Origin of the sequence: Microcoleus sp. B4-C1, from assembly GCF_036705285.1 — a bacterium.
In the GTDB taxonomy this organism is placed as follows: Bacteria; Cyanobacteriota; Cyanobacteriia; order Cyanobacteriales; family Microcoleaceae; genus Microcoleus.
In genome coordinates, this window is the sequence record NZ_JAUBUC010000006.1 from 105,339 (window position 1) to 129,641 (window position 24,303).

Annotated in this window: 28 protein-coding genes and 1 pseudogene; 8 read left to right on the forward strand and 21 right to left on the reverse strand. The window is 46.1% G+C overall.

Annotation, left to right across the window (positions count from 1 at the left end; translation table 11 throughout):
- Positions 1 to 211 precede the first annotated feature (211 nt).
- The 7 genes from QUB26_RS04125 to QUB26_RS04155 form a co-directional block, all read right to left on the reverse strand.
- Positions 212 to 613 carry a fasciclin domain-containing protein gene (locus tag QUB26_RS04125; protein ID WP_015178455.1) on the reverse strand — a complete coding sequence of 134 codons (402 nt, stop codon included), beginning with the start codon at positions 611 to 613 and terminating at the stop codon, positions 212 to 214.
- 347 nt (positions 614 to 960) lie between these two features.
- Entirely contained in the window at positions 961 to 1,356 is a 396-nt protein-coding gene (locus tag QUB26_RS04130) for a hypothetical protein (protein ID WP_333238955.1), read from the reverse strand.
- On the reverse strand, positions 1,349 to 1,711 hold the full coding sequence (locus QUB26_RS04135; RefSeq protein ID WP_333205343.1) for a hypothetical protein: 363 nt from the start codon (positions 1,709 to 1,711) through the stop codon (positions 1,349 to 1,351). Before QUB26_RS04135 ends, QUB26_RS04130 begins: the two co-directional genes overlap by 8 nt.
- Positions 1,712 to 1,839: 128 nt before the next feature.
- Positions 1,840 to 2,223 (reverse strand): hypothetical protein, encoded by a 384-nt coding sequence (locus QUB26_RS04140; RefSeq protein ID WP_333238957.1) that lies wholly within the window; start codon positions 2,221 to 2,223, stop codon positions 1,840 to 1,842.
- Between the two features lies 1 nt (position 2,224).
- Positions 2,225 to 2,587: a hypothetical protein gene (locus QUB26_RS04145; protein WP_333238959.1), complete on the reverse strand. Its 363-nt coding sequence runs from the start codon at positions 2,585 to 2,587 to the stop codon at positions 2,225 to 2,227.
- 254 nt (positions 2,588 to 2,841) lie between these two features.
- Positions 2,842 to 3,282 carry an Hsp20/alpha crystallin family protein gene (locus QUB26_RS04150; RefSeq protein WP_333058031.1) on the reverse strand — a complete coding sequence of 147 codons (441 nt, stop codon included), beginning with the start codon at positions 3,280 to 3,282 and terminating at the stop codon, positions 2,842 to 2,844.
- A 254-nt stretch (positions 3,283 to 3,536) separates the two neighbouring features.
- On the reverse strand, positions 3,537 to 3,824 hold the full coding sequence (locus QUB26_RS04155; protein WP_333238961.1) for a hypothetical protein: 288 nt from the start codon (positions 3,822 to 3,824) through the stop codon (positions 3,537 to 3,539).
- Positions 3,825 to 4,010: 186 nt separating this feature from the next.
- Between QUB26_RS04155 and QUB26_RS04160 the strand changes: the two genes are divergently transcribed.
- From QUB26_RS04160 to plsY, 4 genes are all read left to right on the forward strand, one after another.
- Positions 4,011 to 4,805 (forward strand): MlaE family lipid ABC transporter permease subunit, encoded by a 795-nt coding sequence (locus QUB26_RS04160; RefSeq protein WP_333238963.1) that lies wholly within the window; start codon positions 4,011 to 4,013, stop codon positions 4,803 to 4,805.
- Between the two features lie 63 nt (positions 4,806 to 4,868).
- Entirely contained in the window at positions 4,869 to 5,261 is a 393-nt protein-coding gene (locus QUB26_RS04165; RefSeq protein WP_333058028.1) for a DUF3119 family protein, read from the forward strand.
- A gap of 59 nt (positions 5,262 to 5,320) precedes the next feature.
- On the forward strand, positions 5,321 to 6,652 hold the full coding sequence (locus QUB26_RS04170) for a DUF3086 domain-containing protein (protein WP_333316901.1): 1,332 nt from the start codon (positions 5,321 to 5,323) through the stop codon (positions 6,650 to 6,652).
- A 166-nt stretch (positions 6,653 to 6,818) separates the two neighbouring features.
- Positions 6,819 to 7,499: a glycerol-3-phosphate 1-O-acyltransferase PlsY gene (gene plsY, locus QUB26_RS04175; protein WP_333316903.1), complete on the forward strand. Its 681-nt coding sequence runs from the start codon at positions 6,819 to 6,821 to the stop codon at positions 7,497 to 7,499.
- 22 nt (positions 7,500 to 7,521) lie between these two features.
- Here the strand turns inward: plsY and QUB26_RS04180 are convergent, their stop codons facing one another.
- From QUB26_RS04180 to der, 9 genes and pseudogenes are all read right to left on the reverse strand, one after another.
- Positions 7,522 to 8,109: a Uma2 family endonuclease gene (locus tag QUB26_RS04180; protein WP_333243443.1), complete on the reverse strand. Its 588-nt coding sequence runs from the start codon at positions 8,107 to 8,109 to the stop codon at positions 7,522 to 7,524.
- 11 nt (positions 8,110 to 8,120) lie between these two features.
- Entirely contained in the window at positions 8,121 to 8,966 is an 846-nt protein-coding gene (proC, locus tag QUB26_RS04185) for a pyrroline-5-carboxylate reductase (RefSeq protein ID WP_333141028.1), read from the reverse strand.
- A 297-nt stretch (positions 8,967 to 9,263) separates the two neighbouring features.
- Positions 9,264 to 9,878, reverse strand: coding sequence for a cell division protein SepF (locus QUB26_RS04190; RefSeq protein ID WP_333058022.1), 615 nt, complete (start codon positions 9,876 to 9,878; stop codon positions 9,264 to 9,266).
- Positions 9,879 to 9,995: 117 nt separating this feature from the next.
- Entirely contained in the window at positions 9,996 to 10,661 is a 666-nt protein-coding gene (locus QUB26_RS04195) for a YggS family pyridoxal phosphate-dependent enzyme (RefSeq protein ID WP_333238971.1), read from the reverse strand.
- 72 nt (positions 10,662 to 10,733) lie between these two features.
- On the reverse strand, positions 10,734 to 11,003 hold the full coding sequence (gene pipX / locus QUB26_RS04200) for a transcriptional coactivator PipX (RefSeq protein WP_006634205.1): 270 nt from the start codon (positions 11,001 to 11,003) through the stop codon (positions 10,734 to 10,736).
- A 42-nt stretch (positions 11,004 to 11,045) separates the two neighbouring features.
- The gene (gene acpS / locus QUB26_RS04205; protein ID WP_333210995.1) at positions 11,046 to 11,504 is read right to left on the reverse strand and encodes a holo-ACP synthase; all 459 of its coding nucleotides are present in this window, start codon (positions 11,502 to 11,504) and stop codon (positions 11,046 to 11,048) included.
- A 525-nt stretch (positions 11,505 to 12,029) separates the two neighbouring features.
- Entirely contained in the window at positions 12,030 to 13,025 is a 996-nt protein-coding gene (locus QUB26_RS04210) for an energy-coupling factor transporter transmembrane protein EcfT (RefSeq protein WP_333238973.1), read from the reverse strand.
- Between the two features lie 250 nt (positions 13,026 to 13,275).
- Positions 13,276 to 13,647, reverse strand: a pseudogene (locus QUB26_RS04215) (four helix bundle protein).
- Between the two features lie 164 nt (positions 13,648 to 13,811).
- Positions 13,812 to 15,173: a ribosome biogenesis GTPase Der gene (der, locus tag QUB26_RS04220; RefSeq protein WP_333210999.1), complete on the reverse strand. Its 1,362-nt coding sequence runs from the start codon at positions 15,171 to 15,173 to the stop codon at positions 13,812 to 13,814.
- Between the two features lie 247 nt (positions 15,174 to 15,420).
- Between der and QUB26_RS04225 the strand changes: the two genes are divergently transcribed.
- Together QUB26_RS04225 and QUB26_RS04230 are read left to right on the forward strand one after the other, a co-directional pair.
- Complete coding sequence (locus tag QUB26_RS04225; RefSeq protein ID WP_333316905.1) at positions 15,421 to 16,629, forward strand: NupC/NupG family nucleoside CNT transporter; 1,209 nt, start codon at positions 15,421 to 15,423, stop codon at positions 16,627 to 16,629.
- A gap of 221 nt (positions 16,630 to 16,850) precedes the next feature.
- Positions 16,851 to 17,438 carry an acireductone dioxygenase gene (locus QUB26_RS04230; RefSeq protein WP_333238977.1) on the forward strand — a complete coding sequence of 196 codons (588 nt, stop codon included), beginning with the start codon at positions 16,851 to 16,853 and terminating at the stop codon, positions 17,436 to 17,438.
- A 92-nt stretch (positions 17,439 to 17,530) separates the two neighbouring features.
- Here QUB26_RS04230 and QUB26_RS04235 read toward each other — a convergent pair whose 3' ends face one another.
- The 5 genes from QUB26_RS04235 to QUB26_RS04255 all read right to left on the reverse strand — a co-directional run bounded on the left by QUB26_RS04235 (position 17,531) and on the right by QUB26_RS04255 (position 21,142).
- On the reverse strand, positions 17,531 to 18,349 hold the full coding sequence (locus tag QUB26_RS04235) for a hypothetical protein (protein WP_333238979.1): 819 nt from the start codon (positions 18,347 to 18,349) through the stop codon (positions 17,531 to 17,533).
- A 366-nt stretch (positions 18,350 to 18,715) separates the two neighbouring features.
- Entirely contained in the window at positions 18,716 to 19,189 is a 474-nt protein-coding gene (locus QUB26_RS04240) for a DUF732 domain-containing protein (protein ID WP_333316907.1), read from the reverse strand.
- A gap of 191 nt (positions 19,190 to 19,380) precedes the next feature.
- Positions 19,381 to 20,001, reverse strand: coding sequence for a cupin domain-containing protein (locus tag QUB26_RS04245; RefSeq protein WP_333316909.1), 621 nt, complete (start codon positions 19,999 to 20,001; stop codon positions 19,381 to 19,383).
- 144 nt (positions 20,002 to 20,145) lie between these two features.
- Complete coding sequence (locus QUB26_RS04250) at positions 20,146 to 20,712, reverse strand: sigma-70 family RNA polymerase sigma factor (RefSeq protein ID WP_333238985.1); 567 nt, start codon at positions 20,710 to 20,712, stop codon at positions 20,146 to 20,148.
- 184 nt (positions 20,713 to 20,896) lie between these two features.
- Positions 20,897 to 21,142 carry a hypothetical protein gene (locus QUB26_RS04255; RefSeq protein ID WP_333238988.1) on the reverse strand — a complete coding sequence of 82 codons (246 nt, stop codon included), beginning with the start codon at positions 21,140 to 21,142 and terminating at the stop codon, positions 20,897 to 20,899.
- A gap of 191 nt (positions 21,143 to 21,333) precedes the next feature.
- Between QUB26_RS04255 and QUB26_RS04260 the strand changes: the two genes are divergently transcribed.
- Positions 21,334 to 22,548, forward strand: a complete 1,215-nt coding sequence (locus QUB26_RS04260) for a DUF4331 domain-containing protein (RefSeq protein ID WP_333238990.1) — start codon at positions 21,334 to 21,336, stop codon at positions 22,546 to 22,548.
- Between the two features lie 88 nt (positions 22,549 to 22,636).
- The gene (locus QUB26_RS04265) at positions 22,637 to 24,043 is read left to right on the forward strand and encodes a hypothetical protein (protein WP_333316911.1); all 1,407 of its coding nucleotides are present in this window, start codon (positions 22,637 to 22,639) and stop codon (positions 24,041 to 24,043) included.
- The last annotated feature ends 260 nt before the right edge of the window (positions 24,044 to 24,303 follow it).

A 24,303-nucleotide genomic window follows, 5' to 3' on the forward strand; every position in this document is an offset into this window, starting at 1 on the left:
CGATAAAAAAAAAGCGTGCGATCGGGAGCAAAGAGACACTGCTCAATGCAAGCTCTCGCTCCCGCTGCGACTTAACATCACACCTAAAGATAGATGCAATATCCAGACTTCCGTGGATTAAACCAAAAAAATTTAGACCAAAGTTCAAACCCTCAAATTCATCTGTAGAGTCAATCAAAAATCGAAAATCGAAAATCAATGGACGGTGAAACTAGCCCATTAAAATCACATTATCGATCACATGGATGACGCCGTTGTCTGCTTCGATATCCGCAGCAACAACTGTAGCATTTTTAACCTCAAAACCGTCAGAACAATCAATTTTAATCGGCGAACCTTCCAAGGAAGTAACAAAACCGAGTTTTGCCAAATCAGCTTTCATAAACTTACCGGAGACGACATGAAACATCAAAATCCTAGTCAGTTGGGGAACGTTCTGCACTAGGGTTGTGATAGTTCCCGGCGGCAATTTCGCAAAAGCATCGTCATTGGGTGCAAAGACAGTGAAAGGGCCCGGACTTTTGAGCGCATCTACTAAATTAGCTACTTGCACGGCTGTTACGAGGGTTTGGAACGAACCCGCACCTACGGCAATATCAACAATATCAGGCATTGTGTTTTACCTCATCTGGGAAAAAAGTTCTATTAAGTATCGTAAACTGAGGCGGGCAACAATACCTACTGTCTTTTTTGAAAAATTGGTAATTCTTTTGTAGTGAGGACTTCCATCCTTAGATTTTTGATGAGGACTTCAGTCCTCACTACAAACCTAATAATATAGGACTTACGCATGGGGGCCCAGAAACCGGGTTTTTTACGAAAATACTTCGTTAAAACCCGCAAATTCGGTAAAAAAAACAGTTTTGAGGAGTCGGAGTGCGTAAGTCCTGTAATAGTTATTTTACCCGATATAATATTACTAACGCCTTGGCAATTTAACGGCGCGGTGCTTTTCAAGTGCTACAAGACTGCTGGCGCTTGTGATACCAAAACCTCTGTTTCTAAATCTGCTACTTCAGAATTTAGGTTTTCTCCCTTGTGAATGCTAAAACTGCCGTACAAAATTGAAATTTCAAAAATGTCTGTAGTAATCACCGCAGGCTTGCGGTGTTCGGACTCACCCAAAGAAATTCCGAAGAATTCAGCTTCCAATTCGCCCACAGCCTCTTCATCGTGTACAGTCCAACTGATATCGCGACAGTCTTTGAATTCCAGCATATAAGGCAATCTTTCTTCTGGATTGTAGACGCATTCAATTAATACTTCGTTTCCCCATAAAGATACGTTGACTTTTGTGATTAAAGATGTAAAACCACCCAATCCAAGCAAGTTATAGTCATCCTTCCAATCACTCATTTAATTTCTCTCCCGTATTGTGAGTCCCTGGAATTAAATTACCAAATTCGTCTCTCGTTCGCAATAAATTACCATCTCTATCGAGACGCAAACCTTTGTTGATATTTCTTCCATCTGAGCCATATTTCGGTGCAGGCGTTCTAATTACTTCACCGTTAGGACGGATCATTAGTGTTGACTTATCAAAAAATTTATATGCAACATAACCATCTCTAGTAGTTCTGATTTCTGCACCCAGTCCGCGCAAAAAGTCATCGACTTCTTGGCGAGTCATCCCGGTTAAGTCTCCAAACTCAGATGCAATTCCATTTCCTCCAACTCCCTGACTCGGCACGCAAGTCTCCTCACCAACCATTGCCTTTTCGAGTTTAGCACATTACCTTTTGCAAGTAGCTACGCAATACGCTTGTGATACCAAAACCTCTGTTTATCAACTCATTCCCAATTCTTTTATCTAAAATCTCACAGCTCAAATCGAAATTACTAAACGACTGCTTGCGCTTGTGATACCAAAACCTCTGTCTCTAAATCTTCAGCATTTAGGTTTTCTCCCTTTTGAATGCTAAAACGGCCGTACAAAATTGAAATTTCAAAAATGTCAGTATGAATTAAAGCTGCTTTCCGGTGCGCGTCCTCACCTAAATGAAAACCAATCAAATCAGCTAATGGTTCTTTTACTTCCTCTTCATCATGCACATCCCACATAATTTCTCGGCAGTCTTGAAAAACTAAAGAGTAAGGCAATCGATCGCCTGTAGGATCGTAGATACATTCCAGTAATACTTCATTCCCCCACAAAGACACATTGACATTTTTCACGAGGGATGTAAGTCCACCTAAATTAAGCAAGTTGTAGTCATCAGGCATATTAATTACTCACTTTTTCTCCAGTAATGTGCGTATCAGGAATCTGATTGCCAAATTCATCGCGTGTTTGGAGTACGCTACCATCTTTGTCAAGACGCAAACCCCAGTTTATTCTTCTACCATCTGAGCCATATCGCGGTGCTGGCAGGCGAACAACTTCACTATTAGTGCGGATGATGACTTTTGACCTGTCAGAAAATTTGTATTCAACATAATTTCCTGAAGAAATTTTTACCTTAGCACCCAGTCCGCGCAAAAAATCATCGACTTCTTGGCGAGTCATCTCGGTTAAGTCTCCAAACTCAGATGCAATTCCATTTCCTCCCACTCCCTGACTCGGCACGCAAGTCTCCTCACCAACCATTGCTTATTGGAGTTTAGCACGGTTGAAGAATCGGAACAAGGAAGTTCGGCAACGGATTCGCTTTCTGAGGATGTAACGGATGGATGGAAGAATGAAGAAGGAAAAAGGAAGAATCATTCCTCAAACTCGCAATGGCCAATTACCAATGCCCAATGCTTTTCGACCCAATTACCAATTACCAATTACCAATTCCCAAAACAAATAGGGCGCGCACCGCACGCCCTATCTATCAGCAATTAGCCAACAATTATTTCTTAGCCGATTTGCACTTTAACCACGCGGTTCTTTTCCGCTTCCGCTTTGGGCAAATTCAGGTGCAAAACTCCATTTTTGTACTCAGCTTCTACGCTGTCATTTTGAACCCGTGCGGGTAGGGGAATCACCCGGCGGAACGAACCGTAGCGGAACTCAGAGCGAGTCATGCCTTTATCTTCACTCTTAGTTTCCAGACGGCGTTCGCCGCTAATAGCAACAGCTTCTGCGGTTACTTGTACGTCCAAATCCTTAGCTTCCATGCCCGGAACTTCTAATTTAAGGTGGATGGCTTCGGGAGTTTCATCGAGTTCGGCGGGAGGTACAAAAGCAACACCGTTAGATGCGCGATCGGTTGCCGGTGTCAAGCTATCAAACAACCGATTCATTTCTCGCTGCAAGGAGTCCATTTCCCGCAAAGGTTCCCAACGAATAAGTGCCATAACTGATACCTCGAATTTCTTAACTTTTTAGAAGTTGAGAAATACTTGACTCAACTTGTATTTAATATATTCCAGCTCCCGAAACAGGGGGATTCGGTTTTCCGCAAAAAGGCCGATCGCATTTCCGAACATTCGCGATCGGTATTGTAAAATCATCAAAAGGGGCGGGTATCCGATCCAACCCGAACCCAGCAATTTTAGATTTTAGATTCGATCGAGGAATTCCCATCTAAAATCTAAAATCGAAGGTTCGATTAACTCCACCGCGAATGCTGATAAGAAGCGTAGGTATCAAACAAAGCACCCACCAAACCAAAAGTTAGACCGATGACGAAAAAACCCTGGAGGGGACAGCCGCTGCCGAAAGTAGCTAAGAACTGCAAAATCAGGTCTTCTCCAGAACGACCAACTCCTTGGAGAGCAGGCACGAAGCCAATCAGCGAAAAGCTAGTCAATCCCCCGCCGATTAACAATAAGGGGGCGACAAAGCTCAACAGGCTGGTCAACAGTACAGAGCGAAGAAAATTGGGAAAAATGCTCATAAGAGTCAGTAAATTCAGCTAAACTGCCGAAAGGTGCAAGCAAACAAAACTTGTCCTTTTCTACGATAGGCAGCGATCGCCCTCCGTGGCCAGTTCTGTCAGAAATCTTAAATGTTATAGAAAAAACTTGTTTAAGATTTGTAGATAGATTTCATTTTTGGCAGTTGTTCTATACTCGAAATCCCCTTGAGCACCACTACATCTTCCAGCCTCAGTTTGTGGAGTCGGCGGTTGCTGGCAGCAGCTTTATTGGGCGGCCAAGTTATGCTGCACTTGCTGAAGGGCAAAATTCACCGTCGCAACACCATCGACCAAATGGCAGCAGTCGGCCCGGAATCTCTGCTGATTGCTTTGCTGACTGCGGGTTTTGTCGGCATGGTATTTACTATTCAGGTAGCGAGGGAGTTTATTAACCTCGGTGCCGGCAATGTCGTAGGTGGCGTTTTGGCTTTGTCTTTGACTCGCGAGCTCGGCCCCGTCTTAACAGCGGTAATCGTGACGGGACGGGTAGGTTCGGCTTTTGCGGCGGAAATCGGCACGATGCAGGTAACAGAACAGATAGATGCCCTGCTGATGCTCAAAACAGACCCGATCGACTATTTAGTAATTCCCCGCGTCATTGCTTGCTGCTTGATGCTGCCAATTTTAACCATCATGTGTCTCGTCACCGGCATCCTCGGCGGACTGCTGATTGCTACGACGATGTACGGCATCTCTCAAAGCGTGTTTTTAGAATCAGTCCGCAATTTCCTGAGTTTGTGGGATATTTGCAGCGCGGCAATTAAGGCTTTTGTATTCGGTGGTTTGATTGCTGTAATCGGCACTAGCTGGGGCTTGACCACCACCGGCGGGGCAAAAGGCGTCGGCCAATCGACTACCACAGCGGTGGTGACGGCTTTACTGGCTATTTTTATCTTTAACTTTTTGATGACATGGCTGATGTTTCAGGGCACGGGCTCTAGCGTACTCAAAGGCTTGTAAGCTAAGAAACGGATAAAATATGAATAATTGGCAACATTAGTTTACTACCCTTGATTTAAACCCGTGACTACAACAGCCTCTTCGACTGCGCCGACAAGTACGATCGAACTCGCCCCGAGTTATGCGATTCCCCTAGTCCTGGTACTGGCGGCCGTACCGCTGCTGTTCGTGCAGAAGTGGGTGAGTTTGCCACTTTCTGTGTTCGGCTTGTTTTTGATGTACCAAGCCGCCACCATCCGGCTACAATTTACCCCAACAGATTTGGACATTTATCGATCGTCCAACTTAATCCGCCGCTTTCCTTACCGAGAATGGCAAAATTGGCGGATATTTTGGCCCGCTGTGCCGATTTTGTTCTATTTCAAAGAAATTAACAGCATTCACTTTCTGCCGGTTCTGTTCGATCGTAAAATGCTACAGACCTGCTTAGAACAGCGCTGTCCCCGTCAAGACTAAAAAAGTTGTTAATTTTAAATTTTTAACTTTTCTGTGCCCCACGCCGAACAAAATTTCCCATGAATTCAGACGAATCTCCAACCCAAGAACCGCAACCACAACCACCCGCCCCAAGCGGTGACGGCGAACCAAATTTACCCGTGAATGAGACGGAGTACCAACTTCTATCTCAAACACGAGATTTGTGGATCGACGAAAATGAGCTGCCAGCCCAACTCCCGGCAGAAACAGACCCGCCGCTGGGCGAGGAAGATGCCGAAATTGCCCAATTCGTGGACGAAGCAGGCGCACTAGCCCAAATTGCGCCCAACACCGACGAGGCCGAATCAGAAAGTCCGATCGCTCAAATCGAGATTCCCACAGACTCCCAGCCAACAGCAACCGCAGAAATGGTAACGCCCATCCCAGAAAATGTTACCGAACAGTTGACAGAGAGAATCAAAGAATTGCAGCAGCAAGAACAAGCTTTGACTGAAAAAATTGCCGCCTTGGAAGCCGACAAAGCCAATGCTATAGAAGCGTTGGGCGCGGCTCAAACATCGATCGGGCGTTTGGTACAAGACGGCTTGATTCAACTAGATCAGCGCAAACAAGCGCTACAAATCGAAGTAGAAAAACTAGAACGCCGGCGCGATCGAATTCAGAAGGAAATGCGAACCACTTTTGCCGGCGTTTCCCAAGATTTAGCAATTCGAGTCCAGGGTTTCAAAGACTATTTAGTAGGCAGTTTGCAGGATTTGGCCGCTACCGCCGAACTCTTAGATTTGACACCGCCGACGCAAGAGACACCACAGCGAACTGCTGCTGAGGAGTCTCTTGCGTCGGCACCGGTAAATCCCAAATTTGCCGAACAGGGATTTCAAGAACAAGCCAAACAAATTCGCCGCACCCTCGATCAATATCGCACTGTCCCCGACTACTACGGCCCGCCTTGGCAACTCCGCCGCACTTTTGAACCCATCCACGCGGAACGAGTTTCTAACTGGTTTTTCACCCAAGGAGGAAGGGGCGCTTTGCGGACTATGGGTTCGCGCTTGCAAAATATCTTGATTACTTCGACAATTATTTCTGTACTCAGAAGCGTCTACGGCGGACGGGTGCGGACTTTGGTGCTCGCCAACAGTCCCGAACGTTTGGGAGAGTGGCGCCGGGGTTTGCAGGACTGTTTGGGCATTACTCGCAGCGATTTTGGCCCGGAAAGGGGGATTATTATGTTTGAGTCTGCGGAAGCTTTGGCTCAAAAAGCCGATCGACTGGTGAAAGATGGCAAATTGCCACTAATTGTCATTGATGAAACTGAGGATTTAATTAGTTTGTCAATCCTGCAATTTCCGCTATGGCTGGCATTTGCTGCCGATCCGCAAACTTTGACGACTGCTAAGGATTTTTGAGCAATTCCGGGCGAAGAGAATTCGCTGCTATACAAACAAAGTCCGCCGGCGCGGACTGAAGAAACTCAGAGGGAAATTAACCGGAATTGGTTGTTCCTTCTTCTTCCTTCTTCCTTCTTCCTTCTTCCTTCTTCCTTCTGCTGTACACGAAATCTCAAATAAAAAAATGGCTAGCTGGATAATTTTAAATGGCGCATTGCTAATAGCAGCTTATCTGCTGGGTTCGATTCCTACTGGGTACGCCTTGGGGAAATGGATGCTAGGAATTGATATTCGAGAGGTTGGTTCGGGCTCGACTGGTGCGACTAACGTACTGAGGACTTTGGGCAAAGGGCCGGGGTTGGGGGTGTTGTTGGTTGATGTGTTGAAGGGGGTAAGTGCGATCGTCCTAATCCGCTACATTTACTCTCTCACTTTTACCAGCCAGCTAGCAACCGCCGCCGGTATAGAAAATACTGCAACTGTCATCCCTTGGATGGCAACTTTGGCGGGTTTCTCTGCTATTTTGGGCCACAGCAAATCAATCTGGCTGGGGTTTACGGGGGGTAAATCTGTGGCTACGAGTTTGGGAGTTTTGCTTGGTTTGTACTGGCCAGTTGGTTTGGGAACTTTCGGAATTTTCGGGATAGTATTTGCGGTGTCGCGAATTGTTTCTTTAAGTTCGATTATCGGGGCAATTAGCGTGGCTGGATTGATGTTTGCTTTACATCAGCCCCTGGCTTATGTATTGTTTGGCATTGCGGGCGGTGTGTTTGTAATTGTGCGGCACCGCAGCAATATTCAGCGGCTTTTGAATGGTACGGAACCAAGGATTGGGCAGAAATTGGAAACAGCAGCTAGCGATTGATCTGAAACAGCCTGACACCTTTTCAATTATTTCCCATAACGGGCCCTAGTTCCAACACAAATCCGGGCAAAATATCTTCCCCTGACAGCGTAACAGGGGACTGCAATATTTCTATTTCTCGATCGATCCTATAAATCTCCACACTCCGCGTTTGCGGGTCAATCAACCACCCCAAACAAACGCCATTTTCCCGATATTCCTGCATTTTCTCTCGCGTTTCTCGGATAGAATCAGTGGGCGAGCGCAATTCCACTACAAAATCAGGACACAGTGGCGGAAATTTTCTTTTTTGTTCGGGAGTTAAAGCTTCCCATCTTTCGCGTTTTATCCAAGAAGCATCGGGAGAACGAGTTGCACCGTTTGGGAGTCTAAAACAGGTGGAAGAGTCAAAAGCAATTCCTAGATTCGGATTTTGGCGACTCCAAGCTTGCAATTGATAGGATAAATCCATATTACGGTTTCCCGTTTCTCCTCCCGTTGGTGGAACCATCAGCAGTTCTCCTTTTGCATTCCGTTCAAATTTATAATCGGGGTGATGTTGGCACAGTTCGTAAAACTGATCGTCTGTCAACTTGATCCACGGACTTAAATCTAATTTTAAAGTCAGCATGGCACTAACACCTATTTACCCAATTCTTGAGAACGCAAACAAGCTGCTTTCACTGCTTCGATTAGGGCAGAACGAAAGCCGTTACTCTCTAATTTAGCAATTCCCGCAATAGTTGTGCCGCCGGGACTCGTAACTTGATCTTTCAATTGTGCCGGGTGCATTCCCGTTTCTTGCATTAGCTTCGCTGTACCGAATACTGTTTGTAAAGCTAATTGAGAGGCGATCGCCCGTGGCAGTCCAGCACAAACTCCGCCATCTGTCAAGGCCTCTATCAAAATTGCTACATAACCAGGGCCGGAACCCGAAAGTCCAGTCACCGCATCGAGCATACTCTCAGGTACTTCTACCACTTCTCCCACGGCTTGAAAGATGCGCTTTACCAATTCTAAATCAGCCGGTTGCACGAGTTTTCCCGGAGCGATCGCGCTCATTCCCGCTCCTACCGTGGCTGGAGTATTCGGCATCACCCGCAGCACTCCCCGCCCTGGGAAGGCTGGTTCGAGCTTGCTCAGTGGTACTCCTGCCAAAATCGACACTACCAGCGCTTCTGGCTGGGAATTAGCCGTTTCTCCATTATTTCCCTGTTTGCGATCGGCCGCCACCGCCAACTCCAAAGCTACCGTATCAAAAACTTGCGGTTTAATCGCCAAAAACAGCACTTCTGTAGCTGCAGCAACTTCTAGATTGCTGGCTGTTGTTCCAATCCCGTATTTGTTAGCCAAAAACTCGCGGCGCTTTACCCCAGGCTCGCTCACCAATATTTCTGAAGGCAAATAAACTTTTTGTGCTATTAAGCGGGATAAGAGAGCTTCTCCCATTACCCCACCGCCGATCGTACCAAATTTTATGTTAGTCATTAGTCATTAGTCATTAGTCATTAGTCATTAGTCTACAGTGCTACCTTGTAGGGTGCGTCGCCCGCAACAATTTACAAGTTCGATCGAAAATTAGAAAGCGACGCACCTTACTATTTTATGCTAGTCATTAGTCATTAATTATTAGTTGCCATTAATTATCAGTTCTCCGCCTTAGCTAAGAGTTAAGCGCCCAGAACTAAGGATACAAAATTCAGGATCTCGCTAGTTAAAAGCTTACTGGCTAATAACTAAAGACTAAAGACAGATGACTAATGACTAATAACTACTAACTAATAACTACTGAGCGATGGTAGCTTGTTCTGCCGGCCAGACTGTCGGTGCAGGAGCAGCAGCACGAGGGCGTCCCTGAGCAGGAGGCACTTCGTGAACCACACCAGACTGAGTTCTCACCTGCACGCAGCTAGGCGTAAACAAGAAAATACTTTCGCCAATTCGCTCTTGATGACCGTCAAGGGCATAAGTACCGCCCGCCACAAAGTCCACAGCTCTTTGCGCTTGGTCTGGGTCCATCACCGTCAGGTTCAAAACCACAGACTTCCGTTCCTTAAGGGCTCGAATTGCTGCCGGCATCTCTTCAAAAGTGCGCGGCTCCATTACGACTACTTCCGAAATCCCGTTCATAGCTCCAGGCATTCCAATCACGTTATTCATTACTGACCCTACTCCCCCGGTTGGTGCAACTACATCCATACCTGTCGATCCTACTACTGACCGCTCTCGCATTCTACGATTTTGACGACGTTCTTCTTCTGCTGCGACTGCAGCGGGGTTGGGTTCAGGCGCTTGGTAGAAGTTCTGATAGCGCTCCCCTTCCGTTTCGTCGTACACGTCATCGTACTCAGGCTCATTGTTGATCCCTACAAAATCTCGCAGTTTAGAAAAAATATTCATGATTCACGCTCCTTTACGACTTTGCTGCCCCGACTATACTCGCGTTGCGCGTTAGTCGCGGGTGGCTGACTATTCTATATTTAACCCAAATTGTCTTTATCAGAAGATTTCAATTATTTATCCCCTCCTAGAGCCAAATAAGGTTTGTCCTAGCCGTACCATAGTAGCACCTGCTTGAATTGCCAAATGATAATCTCCCGACATCCCCATCGAGAGCTGCTGCATTTGAATGTAGGGCAAATTTTGCTGCTGGATTTTGTCAGCAAGTTCGCGGGTGCTGTTAAATAATTCTAGGATTTGCGAGTCATCTAATCCCAGCGGAGGAATTGTCATCAAACCTTGAATTTTGATATGCTGACATTTGTTGAGTTCTGGAAGGTCAGCCAGCAGTTCTGGAACGCTCCAGCCGTATTTGTCCGGGTCGGGCAACATTTTGACCTGCAGGCAGACTTGGGGAGAGCAGGACATTTCCCCCGCCAAGCGCGAAAGTCGCTGAGCGAGTTTTAAATTGTCGAGAGAGTGAATCCACTGGAAATGCTCTAGGGCCTTGGCGGATTTGTTGGCTTGCAAGTGCCCGATCAAGTGCCAGTTGATATCCGGCAAATCTTGCAGTTGGCTTTGTTTTTCGACAGTCTCTTGAACCTTACTCTCGCCAAAATCCCGGATACCGCCGTCGTATGCTTCGCGGATAGCATCAGTCGATACCTGTTTGGTAACGGCAATTAACCGCACTGATTCCGGCAAGTGTTGGCGAATGCTGTTAATTCGAGAGGCTATGGTCATGGGTGCTCAACGCTCTTGACGGGAGGGAAGGAAAATTTAGACAGTTACCAATTACAAAATTATTGATTTTCGTTATTGAAATGTGCGCTGGTGAATGGTCTGCAATTGGTCGTACTCCTGATATTGACCGCTGCGACGCAGGGTTCGCAGGCGAATTTCGACCATGAGGCGAGCGTCGGAGCGACTGATTGGTTCAAATCTCAGCCCGCCAGGGCCGTTTGTCACCAAAAAAAACAGGCGTTGGGCGTATAGGGTGGTAAATAATTCTTGGCTGTCTTCAACCTGGGATACCCTGAAGAGGAGGCCAAAGTTTGGATGATTCAGGTAAGTTTCGGTAGTCATTCACACTCACAATCTATCAATTTTAGATTAAAGATTTAGATTTTAGATTTTAGTTTCGCTCGATCGCTCGACAGCGTTGTTTGACGGCGGGGTACAAAGGGCGATCGCCGTAGCGGTGCAATAGTCTCCGTCGTGGCTGAGGCTCAATTGCCACTGGCAATTTCCCCAAACAGAGGCTTGTGCTGCTGCGGTTCCGTGCAGTTGCACGTTTGGAGCACCGTTTTCGGAGCGCCGAATTTCCACATCTGCATACCGTATTCCCCGCCATCCCGTGCCTAGAGCTTTGACAACGGCTTCTTTTGCTGCCCAGCGGCCCGCTAGCTGGTTGCAGGAAACTCGATTCATTTTACCTTTAATGCTGCTGTGTTGAGAATTTTGTTGTCCGCAATCCCTTTGTTCGGCGGGCGTGTAAACTTTTTCGAGAAAGCGATCGCCAAACCGGTCTAATGCAGCTTGAATGCGGGGAACATATACGATATCTGTCCCAAGATAGATGTTCAAGGTCTTGGTTCTCTAAATATTTGTCTCCATTACTTTAGCAGGACTGTCGCGCACCAGACAAAACTTACTCAAATGTCAATACGGTTCAGTTAAGGAAAATTGTAGCGAAAATGTTGGGCGGAGTGAAACGGAGGGTTCGTTCCTCAACCCAACCTACGCACGATCGGTTTTTTTAGCACTAACCCAAGCGTATTGACTCAAATGTATGCCCGTGCTTCAAAGCCCGCTCGAATCTTTCCTTCCCAATTCTTCAATCTCAAATCTAATCAATCTAAAATCTAAAATCTAAAATCTAAAATCGCAACATCTGTCCCAAGATAGATGTTCAAGGTCTTGGTTCTCTAAATATTTGTCTCCATTACTTTAGCAGGACTGTCGCGCACCAGACAAAACTTACTCAAATGTTGGCCTGTACTCCAAACGACGAGCTTCATCAGTCATTCCCAATTCTTCAATCTCAAATCTAATCAATCAATCAATCAATCAATCAATCAATCTAAAATCTAAAATCTAAAATCTAAAATCTCAACTGTCCCACCCCCAAACAAAACGGGCGCTCCAGAGGACGAGCAAGCAGCCGAGGGCGATCCAGTCTCGGATTTTCAATTGCAACTGGTGCCATTCTACACGGTGTCGATCGGGACTGGTGAAGCCGCGAACTTTCATGGCGCTGGCAATTTGTTCAGCTCGCAGGAGCAAGTTTTCTAACAGCCTCTCGGCTATCATCAACCACACTTGAGCGGCGCTGCGAAATCCTAGTTTTTTCCAGTTTATCGCTCTGGTTCTGACCGATCGCACTAAATTTTGTATTTCTTCCAATACTAGGGGAATAAATCGCAAAGATAAAGTTAATGTTAAGGCTATTTCGGTAATAGGCCAGTTCAAGCGGCGCAGGGGCTGCATTAAGTTTTCAAGGGCGGCGGTAATTTCTTCGCTGGCTGTGGTGAGAAGGTAGAGGTTGGTGCTGTAAATTACTGTGAAAAATAGGGTGCTGACGTTGATAGCTAAATCTAGGGATTTGCGAGTGATTTTAATCGGGCCTTGTTTTAATAAAACGTAACGGTAGTTTGTGGGTTGGGGGAGTTGATTTGGGCTTTGGGCTTTGGGATTGGGGATTGGGGAGTTTGAGCCTAAGTTAAAAGATTGGTACCAGGGTTTGGGCTTTTGAGGGGGTGGAAGGGTTGCCGACTGTTGGGAAAAGGTTAATTCGTCGGCGGGGATGCGGGGCTGGTGTTCTGCGGGGAGTCCGTCGGGGGCGATCGCGCTGAGGCAAAATACTAATAGGCAAAATAGCAGCAGCAGTCCCATTTGCTGTTTCCACACGCGCAATGGAATTGCTGCAGTTAGTGTCAGTACGATTAACATTCCTACTAGCATCAACCGCCAGATGGGATTGGCGAGTATTGGTGCAATCAGAAATGTCATCAACCAAGCTAATTTGACGCGGGAGTCTAGCCGGTGAAGCCAGGTTACGGGTTGTTCTAGGTAAAGTCCTATGGGGAGCGATCGAAGTAAGTCCATCTTGTCGATTTTAGATTTTAGATTTTAGATTTTAGATTGAGGGATTGATTGATTGAGGGATTGATTGATTGAGGGATTGAGGGATTGATTGAGGGATTGAGGGATTGAGGGATTGAGGGATTGATTGATTGAGGGATTGAGGGATTGATTTTTGAATGGGATTATTTGATTGAGCAATTGATTTTTTGATTGGGGATTATTTAATTTTTTGATTTTTGATAGGAAATTTTTGTTGAATTTTGACATTTTTTTATTTGCGATTTGCTGTTGGGTTTTTAGCAATTAAAGTTTTGATGGACGCAACTGTCATCGCTAAAATCTCATTTGTTTCTGACATGATACTTTTCAATTTAGTGGCATCTACCAATTCAGCTTCAACTATTAACTCCATCCAGTAAAGACTTTCATCCGCTTCTTCTTCCACTATCCTGAGTTTAGAAATTAAGTCTGCTGTTGACTTCGCACGACAAGCCGCTCAATAATTGGCTCCTACAGAAGTTGCTGAACGAATTAACTGCTTGCCAATTACCTGAGAAGCGGAGCCTTTGGGCAGCGCATCTACTAGCTTAATAACTCTCAATGCTAGCTGCTTTGTTCTTCTTTTAAACTCTTGTTCGTCCACCTTGCGATTTGAGATTTTAGATTGTTTGATTTGGAATTGTTTCAAATACCAAGTAATTGAATTGCCAAGAGGCGAAGGAAGACAAAAGAAAAAAATCGCAACTTAATTATACCATTAAACTGCGTTTTCTCTTTAATCTAAAATCCAAAATCTAAAATCTAAAATCACTTCACGCGCAGTGCTCTGTTTGTTGTGCTCATTTCGGTGGCACGAACTTTTTTGCCTCTCCAAAGTAGCCGCATTGGTGTACCGGTAAAGCCGAGGTGTTTGCGGAATTGGCTTTCCATGTAGCGGCGGTAATTTTCGGTGAAGCGTTTGGGATCGTTGACAAATAGGGCGATTGTCGGTGGCTGCGATCGCACTTGAGTACCGTAATAGATTTTGCCTTGTTTTCCTTGGCGGGTAACTGGGGCTGAGTGCCAGGTTGTGGCTTCTTCTATGACTTCGTTAATGACTGCGGTAGGGACGCGGCGTTTGTGTTCGTCGGAGGCTTTGTCTACTAATTCAATGATTTTTTCAACTCGCTGTCCACTCATGGCGCTAACAAAAATCATTTCTGCCCAGTCGAGGAAATAAAGTCGGGTTCTGACTTCTCTTTCGTACTCGTATATTGTGTCGGACTCTTTTTCTATGGCATCCCATTTGTTGACGACTATGATGCAGGCGCGACCTTCTTGGCTGATGCGATCGGCTAATTTTTGGTCTTGATCGGTAACGCCGTCGATTGCGTCAATTACTAATAGTATGACGTTGGCGCGACGGATGGCTTTGAAAGCGCGGTTGATGCCGAAAAATTCTGCGCCGTATTCGACGTTTTTCTTTTTGCGAATTCCGGCTGTGTCGATCAGGCGGTAGGTTTTACCGTTGCGTTCTACTAAGGTGTCGATCGCGTCGCGGGTTGTGCCGGAAATTGGGCTGACTATGGCGCGATTTTCTCCGAGAAATGCGTTTAACAAACTCGATTTGCCGACGTTGGGACGACCGATAATTGCTACTTTAATTTCCTCAACTTCGGGTAATACTTCTGTGGGAAGGTAAGTAATTAATTTGTCAAGCAATTCGCCGGTGCCGTTACCGTGAATGCCGGAAACTGGGTAAGGTTCTCCGAGTCCCAATTGCCAAAAGTCGGCTGCTTGGGTAAGCCCTGTATTTTCGGATTCGCATTTGTTGACGGCGAGAATGACTGGGACTTTTTGCAGTCTCAGCCAAGATGCGATCGATTCGTCGCCGCCGGTGAGCCCGGTTTTTCCGTCTACTACGAAAATGGCTGCGCTGGCTTCTGCGAGGGCCGCCATTGCTTGTTCGCGAATTAAAGGCAAAAATTCTGTTTCGTCGTCGAATACTAGCCCGCCGGTGTCTACGACTTGATATTCCCGATCGCCCCAGTATGCTGGTCTGTAAGTGCGATCGCGCGTGATTCCTGGTTCGTCGTGGACGATCGCGTCTTGGGTGTTGGCTAAACGGTTGACGAGCGTCGATTTGCCTACATTGGGGCGTCCAATAATAGCAACTATAGGTAGAGACATAAAAGTAGCAGCAATTAGGCTGCGCCGTGATTTTGAGGTTTAGCCTTTTATTGTAAGCGAAACTGGCCCAGATTGTATGCGATCGGGCGGCATCGTGTATTACACGCCTTCCGGGGCTGTGCCGCCCGCGCCGCGAACTCATGGCAACCTCTGGAAACGAGATAAAGTACGATCGGGCTGTTAATCTGGATTACCAGAGCCTGGTAACGATAAAAGCTTGCTGTAGATTCTCTAAAAATTGCTATACATGGAACGACTTATTTCTGTATTCGGGTTAGCTGTTTTTGTCGGTTTGTCCTACGTCTTTTCAGTCGATCGGCGCGCTGTCAAGTGGCCGCCCGTATTGTGGGGAATTGCTTTACAGCTAATTTTTGCTATTTTGATTCTCAAAACTGCTCCTGGTTTGGCTGTCTTTAAATTTTTGGGAGATTTGGTGACGCAGTTTCTCAATTTTTCTGATGTGGGGGCAAAGTTTATATTTGGAGACAATTTTGCTGAACACTTTATCGCTTTTAAAGTGCTGCCGACTATCATTTTTTTCTCTTCGTTTATCACCATACTTTATCACTACGGCATTTTGCAGCGAGTTGTGCAAGCAGTGGCATGGTTGATGATTAAAACCATGAAAACTTCCGGCGCAGAAACGCTTTCTTGTGCTGGGAATATCTTTATCGGGCAAACCGAAGCTCCTTTGTTAATTAAACCTTATTTGGGGGCGATGACGCTCTCGGAACTTCATGCTGTCATGACGGGAGGATTTGCCACAATTGCCGGCGGAGTCATGGCAGCTTATATTTCTTTTGGAGTACCGGCTCAACATTTAATTTCGGCGTCGGTGATGTCTGCACCAGCAGCTTTGGCTATTTCTAAATTGCTGTACCCGGAAACTGAAAAGTCGCTGACTGCTGGGGAGGTGGAGGTGAAGGTAGAACAGGTTTATGCTAATGCGGTAGATGCGGCGGCTTCGGGTGCTAGCGACGGGTTGAAGTTGGCGGCGAATGTGGCCGCTATGCTGATTGCTTTTTTGGGTTTGTTGGCTTTTTTTAATGCGCTTTTGGGGTGGTTTGGAGGGCTAATTAGTTTGCCTCAGTTGTCGCTAGAATTAATTTTTGCTTATTTGATGGCTCCGGTTGCTTGGCTGATGGGGGTGCCTTGGGCTGATTGTGCAGAGGTGGGGATTGTTTTGGGAAAAAAAACGATTTTGAATGAGTTTATTGCTTATTTAGATTTGATGGAATTGGTGAAACAACAGGCGATTTCTGAACGATCGCAAATTATCTCGACTTATGCTTTGTGCGGGTTTTCTAACATTGGTTCGATCGGGATTCAGATTGGGGGAATTGGCGCGATGGCTCCGCAGCGGCAAGGCGATTTGGCGAGGTTGGGCGTGAGGGCGATGATTGCTGGCTCTGTGGCTTGTTTTATGACTGCTTGTATCGCGGGGATGCTGATTTGAAAGTTTTGAGTTTTTAGTTAAGCTGTGCGGTGCTTATGGTGCACCTTACATTAACTCCAGTAAATCTTATTAAATAAAAGTTAAAAAAACCACCAAATTATTTGATGGGTGCTATTGGTTTGATAATTGGCGAGGCAGGACATGGAATTTTAGCGATCGGCTATTATTGAAAATAAGCAGGAGTTTAGTTTTTGACGAAAGCTTAAAACAGCAGCTTAAAAATGGAAACTAAATTTCCCTCAAAGCTCAAAACATTAGGTGGTAATATGGCTGTTCTGCAACTAGAAGACGGTAGAACATATACGGATATCCGGGCGATCGCGAGTCAACTGGCAGTTTTAAATATTGAGATCGATTCCCTGCCAGCCAACGAAAATCCGGCGTTTCAAGAACTGCTAGTTCAAGACATTCTCAATGTAACAGAAAAACAGCAGATTCTCGCAGCATATAATAGCGAGTTTGAACAGTTTAAGCGCGCCAGCGGATATAAGTGGTGCGACTTAAAAGTGCTGCATCCAGGTTCGCAGCAGATTTACGCGCTGATGACTCAAAGCGATCGCACTCACACCCACACAGATGCAGAAGTTCTTCACATTTTAGCTGGGGAATGCGTTTTTGGGTTTGTGTATTCTAACGGCTCTCAGGTACAATTAATGCTGGAAGCTGAAGAATACATTAAAGTGCCGGCTAATACTGAACATTGGTTTTATCTCACTCCGTCGCTGTACTTGAAAGCCTTGCAGTATTACACCAGTGCTCAAGGCTGGGTTCCTAAGTATACCAACAGGAAACTAAAAATTAAAAACTAAATCTAGGGTGCGCTTCGGCGCACCTTCCTCTATCAAAATAGGCGATGGAAATGGCGACACTACAAACAAAGTCTCTCTATAAAAGACGAGGATTAAATGCTTTCTACTTCATTAGGTGCGGCCATTTCAATTTCTTCGCAACGCTGCAAAAGCGCTTCTATTTCCTGAGCTAAAAAAATTACTTCCGGCCAAGAAGAACCGTTGATTAAATCTTGAGCGTGAGCTAATTTGTTTCTCAATGCTTCTGCTGACTTTAAAAAACGCTCCCCGTAGCGTTTGGATTTGAGCCCCAGCCGATCGACTATTTCAGCAGAAGTCAGGATTAAATCTCGCTTGTCGCAGAATTGCAGGTAATCGATTAAGTCAATTGCTTCATTTCGCGATCGCCCCAATTGCCAAAGGTGTTTTGCTGCTAAAATACGATCGCCCTTAAGCAATTTTTGCCAAGAATCTTGGGGAAAGTAAATCCGCACGATCCGCAATAAATTCATTTCCAAAAGCGTCACCAATCCAAACAGCAGCATCCGCACCGGTGCTTTTTGTAAATCGCCACAGGTAACAATCCCGTCGATCCTGTTGCTTTCCAATACAAATAATCTGGGTTTTTCTCGCAGCAGCGGCAGCAATTCCATCAAAGGAGTCGAGGCGGCAATTAATTGGGAGGGGTGAAAAATTTGCTGGTAGTCGCTGCACTTACCTGCGATTAAGTGCGATCTTTCTACATAGCCGCAAACCGTGCCGTTTTCTTCGATCCCGATTACGTCAAAATCGCGGGCCTCCATCCACGATCGCAATTTGGCTGCGTCTTCGCAAGCGGGGACAGCTTTCAGCGGTTCCGCGAGGTATTTAACTGTAATGCTGTCTTTGAATAAATCCCGCAAGTCGGCGGAACTTGATTTTAAATGTTTCATCTCATGTCCGGTAATTTCATCGATCATTGCGCGACAAGAGGACAATTCATATTGTAGCTGCAAGTGAAGACGCCGTATTACCGTGGGAGAATCTCAGTTTTGTAAAAAGCGTTTTTTAGAAGTGCGATCGTTCCCCCTTGCACTCCTGTAAAATCAAAACTGAAATAATGCCTTACCCAAGGCGTGTCAACTTAACGTTAAACCCTCAGTCCGGCTATTGTTGAAACCCCTGGCTCAAAGCGAAATTCCTCGCTACGAGGACTAATGAGTTCTTCAGTCCTCTTTGAGAGGACTTTACCTATGAGACAGGGAATTCATTCCCTGGCGGACTGCCGATGAGCGGGAGGACTGACAGATTTCATGATATTACTTACTGGCTAATTCCGGGCAATAATGATTGGCGGCAAGGGTGGTAATAATATCGGCATCCGCCAGAAAACTTTCTTTGGCAGTTGGATTTTCGATACTGACAGCTTGCCCGATCGCTCTTAATTTAACTTCCGGCAGAGAAACTCCCGATTTTGCTTCCGCACACATTCTTTTAGCGGCCGCAATTTTTTGACCAGGGGCCCTTCGGATTGCTTGCAGTAAATTATCCGTTGCTTCGGGAGAGTAGCTTTTTGCTAAGCGTTGATAGTCTTCGATAAATTTCCCATCGTTTCCTGTCAGCTTAATGTCGGATTCTTGAGGCGAACACAACAAATTTAAGTTAATTACTTCTCCCACTGAATTAACAAGAAAACATCCTTCGCGTTCTTGGGCGATCGCGCTTTTGTCACTGGGTACAAATTGTATAATAACGGCGGACAAAACAGCAGTTATATGCGAGTATTTTAGCATTGTAATTACGTGATAGAGTTGGCATTTCTAACCGCCGAATGGCGAGCAATGCGGGTGTTTTTGAGTTAGATCGCGTCCGGTAAATTAACCAAAATAATTGTAGGGGCGGGTTTCACCAACAATCTGTAATTCTAACTAAAAATCTACATAAACCCGCCCTCCAAGCTGTCGGCAATTCAACCAACATAATATCAGACGAACATTTCGTTGTCTAGGGAAGTTTTCATTAACAGCAAACATCCCCCTTGCGTGAGGGGCGAATGTGTGGAACCGGGAACCGATCGAATGTAGTCGCCTTGATGGCAAATTTCCCCTTCTACAATTAAGTCTCCTTCTAATACAAGCACTTCCTCCGAGCCAGCGTGTCGGTGCATGGGAAATGTTACTCCCGGTTCTAGTCGCATCAAGCAGGTAATTTCGCGCTTTTGTTTGTCAATATAAAGCTTGCCAAACGAAAGTCCCGGAACTCCATAAGATTTCCATTTGACATCGTGCGATCGCACTATTAAAGATGGAGTATTGTTCTCGGTTGGAGAGGTAACAATTGGCTTTATATTGACTGATTCTGCCGGGGTTGGCTGCAGTTCGGCTATGCGCTGTAACAGGCGGTTTTTCAGGTCGGGTGCGACGGGAACTGGGGGGGCTGTGTAGGCGATCGCGGCAATTGTTGATTCCAAAGCAGCTAATTCACTTGTAAGTTCTGCGGACTCTTTCAATTTCTCTGCAAATGCGCCGCGTTCTGACTCGTCGAGGATATCGAGAGCTTGAAGGGCTGCAAGGATTTTATATTCCTCGTCTGGCATCATTTCCATCTGTTTTCCGCCATTAATTGTAATTCAGCCTAGGTTAATTTTAAACTTGAAATTGGTCTGCTGCCCTCGCACTCAAGATGGATGATGGGAGATGCCAGAATTTTAGATTGATGTTAAACAACTTAAATTTAATTTTTTGACAATCTAAAATTCTTCGCTCAAAGCTTGACGCAATTTGGAAATACCCAATCGAATTCTGGTTTTGATTGTACCTGTGGGGATACCAGTTTTAGCTGATATCGCCGCGCAAGTCAGCCCTTGGTAGTAAGCGAGTTCGATCGCCTGTTGCTGTTCCTTTGGCAGTTTTTCTAAGGCTGCTTGGACTTGTTCGCGGCGTTCTTTAAACATTGCATCTTCCATCGGTTCTGCAACGCTAGAGATGGGTATTTTAGCCTCTTCCAGACAAGCTTCAGCAGCCCGGACTGTTCGCTGCATCGCTCGCAGCCGATCGAGGGAACGACTGCGGGTCAGCATGAACAACCACGTATCTGCTCGACTGCGAGAAGGATCGTAAGTTGCTGCTTTTTGCCAAATTTGGGAAAAAACATCGATTACCACTTCTTCAGCTTCTTCTACCGAACCCAGGATTTTGTAAGCGAGAGCGTAACTTGGGCGACCGTAGCGATCGTAAAGTTTAGCTAATGCCGTTTGGTCTTTCTGGGCAATCTGCACTAAAAGCAGCGATTCATCGCCTGACTTCTGGCCTGTCATCTCAGTGTACCTAAAATTTTTGTTTTGACTGCACAGATCCAAAATTAAAAATTCGGCGTATATCACTACAGAACATAATTGTAAGTTTGAAGTTGGGGTACAAACTGGAGTATGCCTTTTTAGGCTAACTTTGTCGTGCTTTGAATTGTAAAAATCCCAAGTCATCTGGAATTTTACCACCTAATTAATGATTTGGTTGAGACTTAGCAATCCGCTTTATGCAGAACGAAGAAATGCCCGGAGCCTGAACACTCAAAACAGCGCCATTCACTCGTTCCCAAGCTTTGTTCGATCGCTCCCAAGAAGAGCCTGGGAACCCGTATAAGCGAGGCTGTGGCTCCACTCGATCGAGGGAAGCCTTGTCTGGGAGCAGGCATTCCCAAGCATAGTCCGGGAACGAGTAAATCCTCAATAACACACTTTTTTCCATAAATTTATCTTGAAGCACAGATCCAAAATTGCCAAACCTTCGTATACCACCAATAGGAGAAGGCTCAGCAATAGCGCAAAAGCCCGACAGGTTGACAGATTTCAACCTGTTGCTACAAAAGTAAAACCCGCGAATGCGGGTTATTTACCATTGATTTGTGCAAAAAATTCATTGCAATAAAGGTGCTAACTGTGAAGCTCACACAAAAAATTCGCCGAACCATACTAGCTATTGAAGTAGCTCTAATTGCTCTATTAACTCCAGGGATAATTGTCGCTTCTGACCACGACGACGGCGAAGTAGATATCAAAGGTCGCGCGGTCAATTTAACTGACCTATATGTATATCGCGAAAAAGACCAAAACTCCGGTGCTGCGGACGGGGATTTAGTATTTACCATGAATTCAAATCCCAGGTCTGTCGCCCGTTATCAATATTATTTCAGCACTACAGCCCTCTACCAATTTCACATCACGCAAGTAAGTGACGTGAATTCTACACCTACTGGACGTTCGGATATTATCTTGCGGTTTGCCTTCAGTCCGCCTAACAATAGAGGTATGCAAGCGGTAGCTGTAACTGTTGTTCGCAACGGCTCGGAGACTGTTGCTAAGACTACAGTTAACGGCGGGCTAATTGCCACAACTCCGCTGAATTCTAATGCTGTTGTGAATACAGTACCTGTGGGCGGTTCTAACTTGACTGTATTTGCGGGTTTACGCGAAGACCCGTTTTTCTTTGATGTGGAACAATTTTTCCGAGTTCGCGCCGCAGCTTTGGGAACGGGGCCGCGCACTGCTTTTAAAGAACCGAGTCAAGCGATCGACTTTACTAAAGGTTACAACGTCAATACAATTGCTGTCCGCGTTCCGAAAGCGTTTTTGCAAGCAGGAACAGGGGCCAATACTTTTGATGTTTGGTCAACAGTTTCGATCCGGGATGGAGCTGGCGGTTTTAAACAATTCGAGCGTTTGGCAAGACCTGCAATTAATGAGGGTTTGATAGTTACTCCCGCTTATCTGGAAGCATTCAATAATATTCCTCCGAGATTGGATTTGAGCGCTGCTGCTGCTCCGGTGCGTCAGGAAGCTGTTGCTACTTTGAATGCTGTCGATCTTTTGGACGGTCGGGATAATGTCGATCCAAATGCGATCGCCGGAGCTTTCTTACCCGATGTCATGCGGATCGATACCACAAAAACCAGCGGCTACGCTAGCGCTACAAATGCTCAAGGAAGCTTGATCGGAGGTCGTATGCTGATGGACGACGTTATTGATATCACTCTGGGAGCTTTGGTGGGTTCTCCGGTTGGGGATAACGTTTCATATAACGGAACTCCGGGAAATCCGGCTCAGGGACACAAACCTTTAGAACCGACTTTTCCTTATTTGGCTTTGCCTAATTAGTCATTAGTCATTAGTCATTGCTTATTGGCTAATGACATATTGAAAATACTTTTTTGAACCGCAGATGAACGCTGATTAACGCGGATGTATGAAAACTAAAATTCAACACAAAATAAAATCGGATATTGTCTCGTATTGGCTGCTGATAGTGGTTCCTTTAGTTGGGATGGTAGTAGTGAATTTACCTCCTAATTGGCGTTTTATTTCAGATATTTTTTTAAACCAAAGTCCCGAAAATCTCGATACTAATTACCGCTATCATTTTTCGGAAAGTTTGAGAAATAATCCCAATCAAAAAGAAGCAATTCAGCAAGAGATTGCTTTTTACCAGCAGCGGTTGGCAGTTGATTCCCGCAGCGGTTTGAACCGGGCGGCACTGGCAGGATCTTATTTAAAAATGGCTCGCGCTACTGGGGAGGGAGGTTGGTTTTTATTGGCGGAACAGGCGGCTCAAAGGTCGATCGCCGATTTGCCTTTTGACAACCAAGGTGCGCTGTTAGTTTTAGCTCGAATTGCTGAGGCAAGACACGATTTTGCTACTGCTTTGCGCTTTGCTAAACAGGCGGGTTCTGACAATGAAGATGCGATCGCCCTTTCAGTTACATCTCACTTAGCGATGGGAAAAGTGAGCGAGGCAAATGTAGCCGCAGAAGCCTTAGTTAACCGGATTCCGAACTTGGGTTCTCTCACTTTGAGAGCTTTAGTGAGAGAGTCTCAGGGCCGAGATGCTGAGGTTTTGCAGGATTACCGCCAAGCAATGGCGGCGGAGGAACCGGGAGAGGTTGCTGGTTCGGCGCGGGCCCGATCGCTCTTGGGTCGATTTTACGCGCGTCGCGGGCAGTTTGTGCAGGCGAAAGCGCTGTTTTTGGAGGCGCTGCGGTTGGTGCCACGATACCCGCTGGCGCTGATTTATTTGGCGGATTTGGAGGCGCGGCAGGGCAATTATCGGGAGGCGGAAGGCTATTACAGCAAGGTTTCTGCGTATTCTGGCGGGGTTGAGACTGTGTTCGATCGCATTGTCGATCGCGGTATGGCGAGGGTGAAGGATTTGCAGGGAGATGCGATCGAATCCGGGCGACTTCGCGACAAAGCAGAAGCGGGGCTGCGACAGGAACAGGTTTCTGGATCTGGCGGTTTTGGGCACCGCAGGGATTTAGCGAGTTTGCTGCTGGAAAAAGGTCGATCGCAGGATGTCGCGGAAGCGCTGGCGCTAATGCAGGAGGAGGTGAAAATTCGGCGCGATGCTGTGACTTTGGATACTTTGGCTTGGGCGCTTTCCGCCGCTGGGGAATGGCAAAAGGCCGATCGAGTGATGGCCGAAATAGTGCGATCGGGGATTCGGGATGCGGGTATGTTTTACCGGGCTGGTGCGATCGCCCGGACTTTAGGTAAGGATGCTGAATCTCGCGCTTATTTTCAAAAGTCAAAGGAAATTGACCCGAATTTTGACGATCGAGCTCGCCAAGCATTGGGCTTGGGAAGTTATGAATTTTGAGATTAGCTAATAGCAGCCATTCGGCCAAATTCGCCATTCCGTCAATCCGCCAGGGGTTGAAACCCCTGGCTAAAAGCTTAAGTCCTCTTGCATAGGAATGAAATCCGCAATTGTTGAATTTGATTAGCTATTCAGTCGGTTTCAACCGACTTTCGCTATGAGACGGGGATTTCAATCCCCGGCCATTGGTGACAAGTTAAGGAAAAAAGGAAATTGTCAAGGGTAGTATTTGCATGGGTCTGGGATCGTGGGAAACTTAT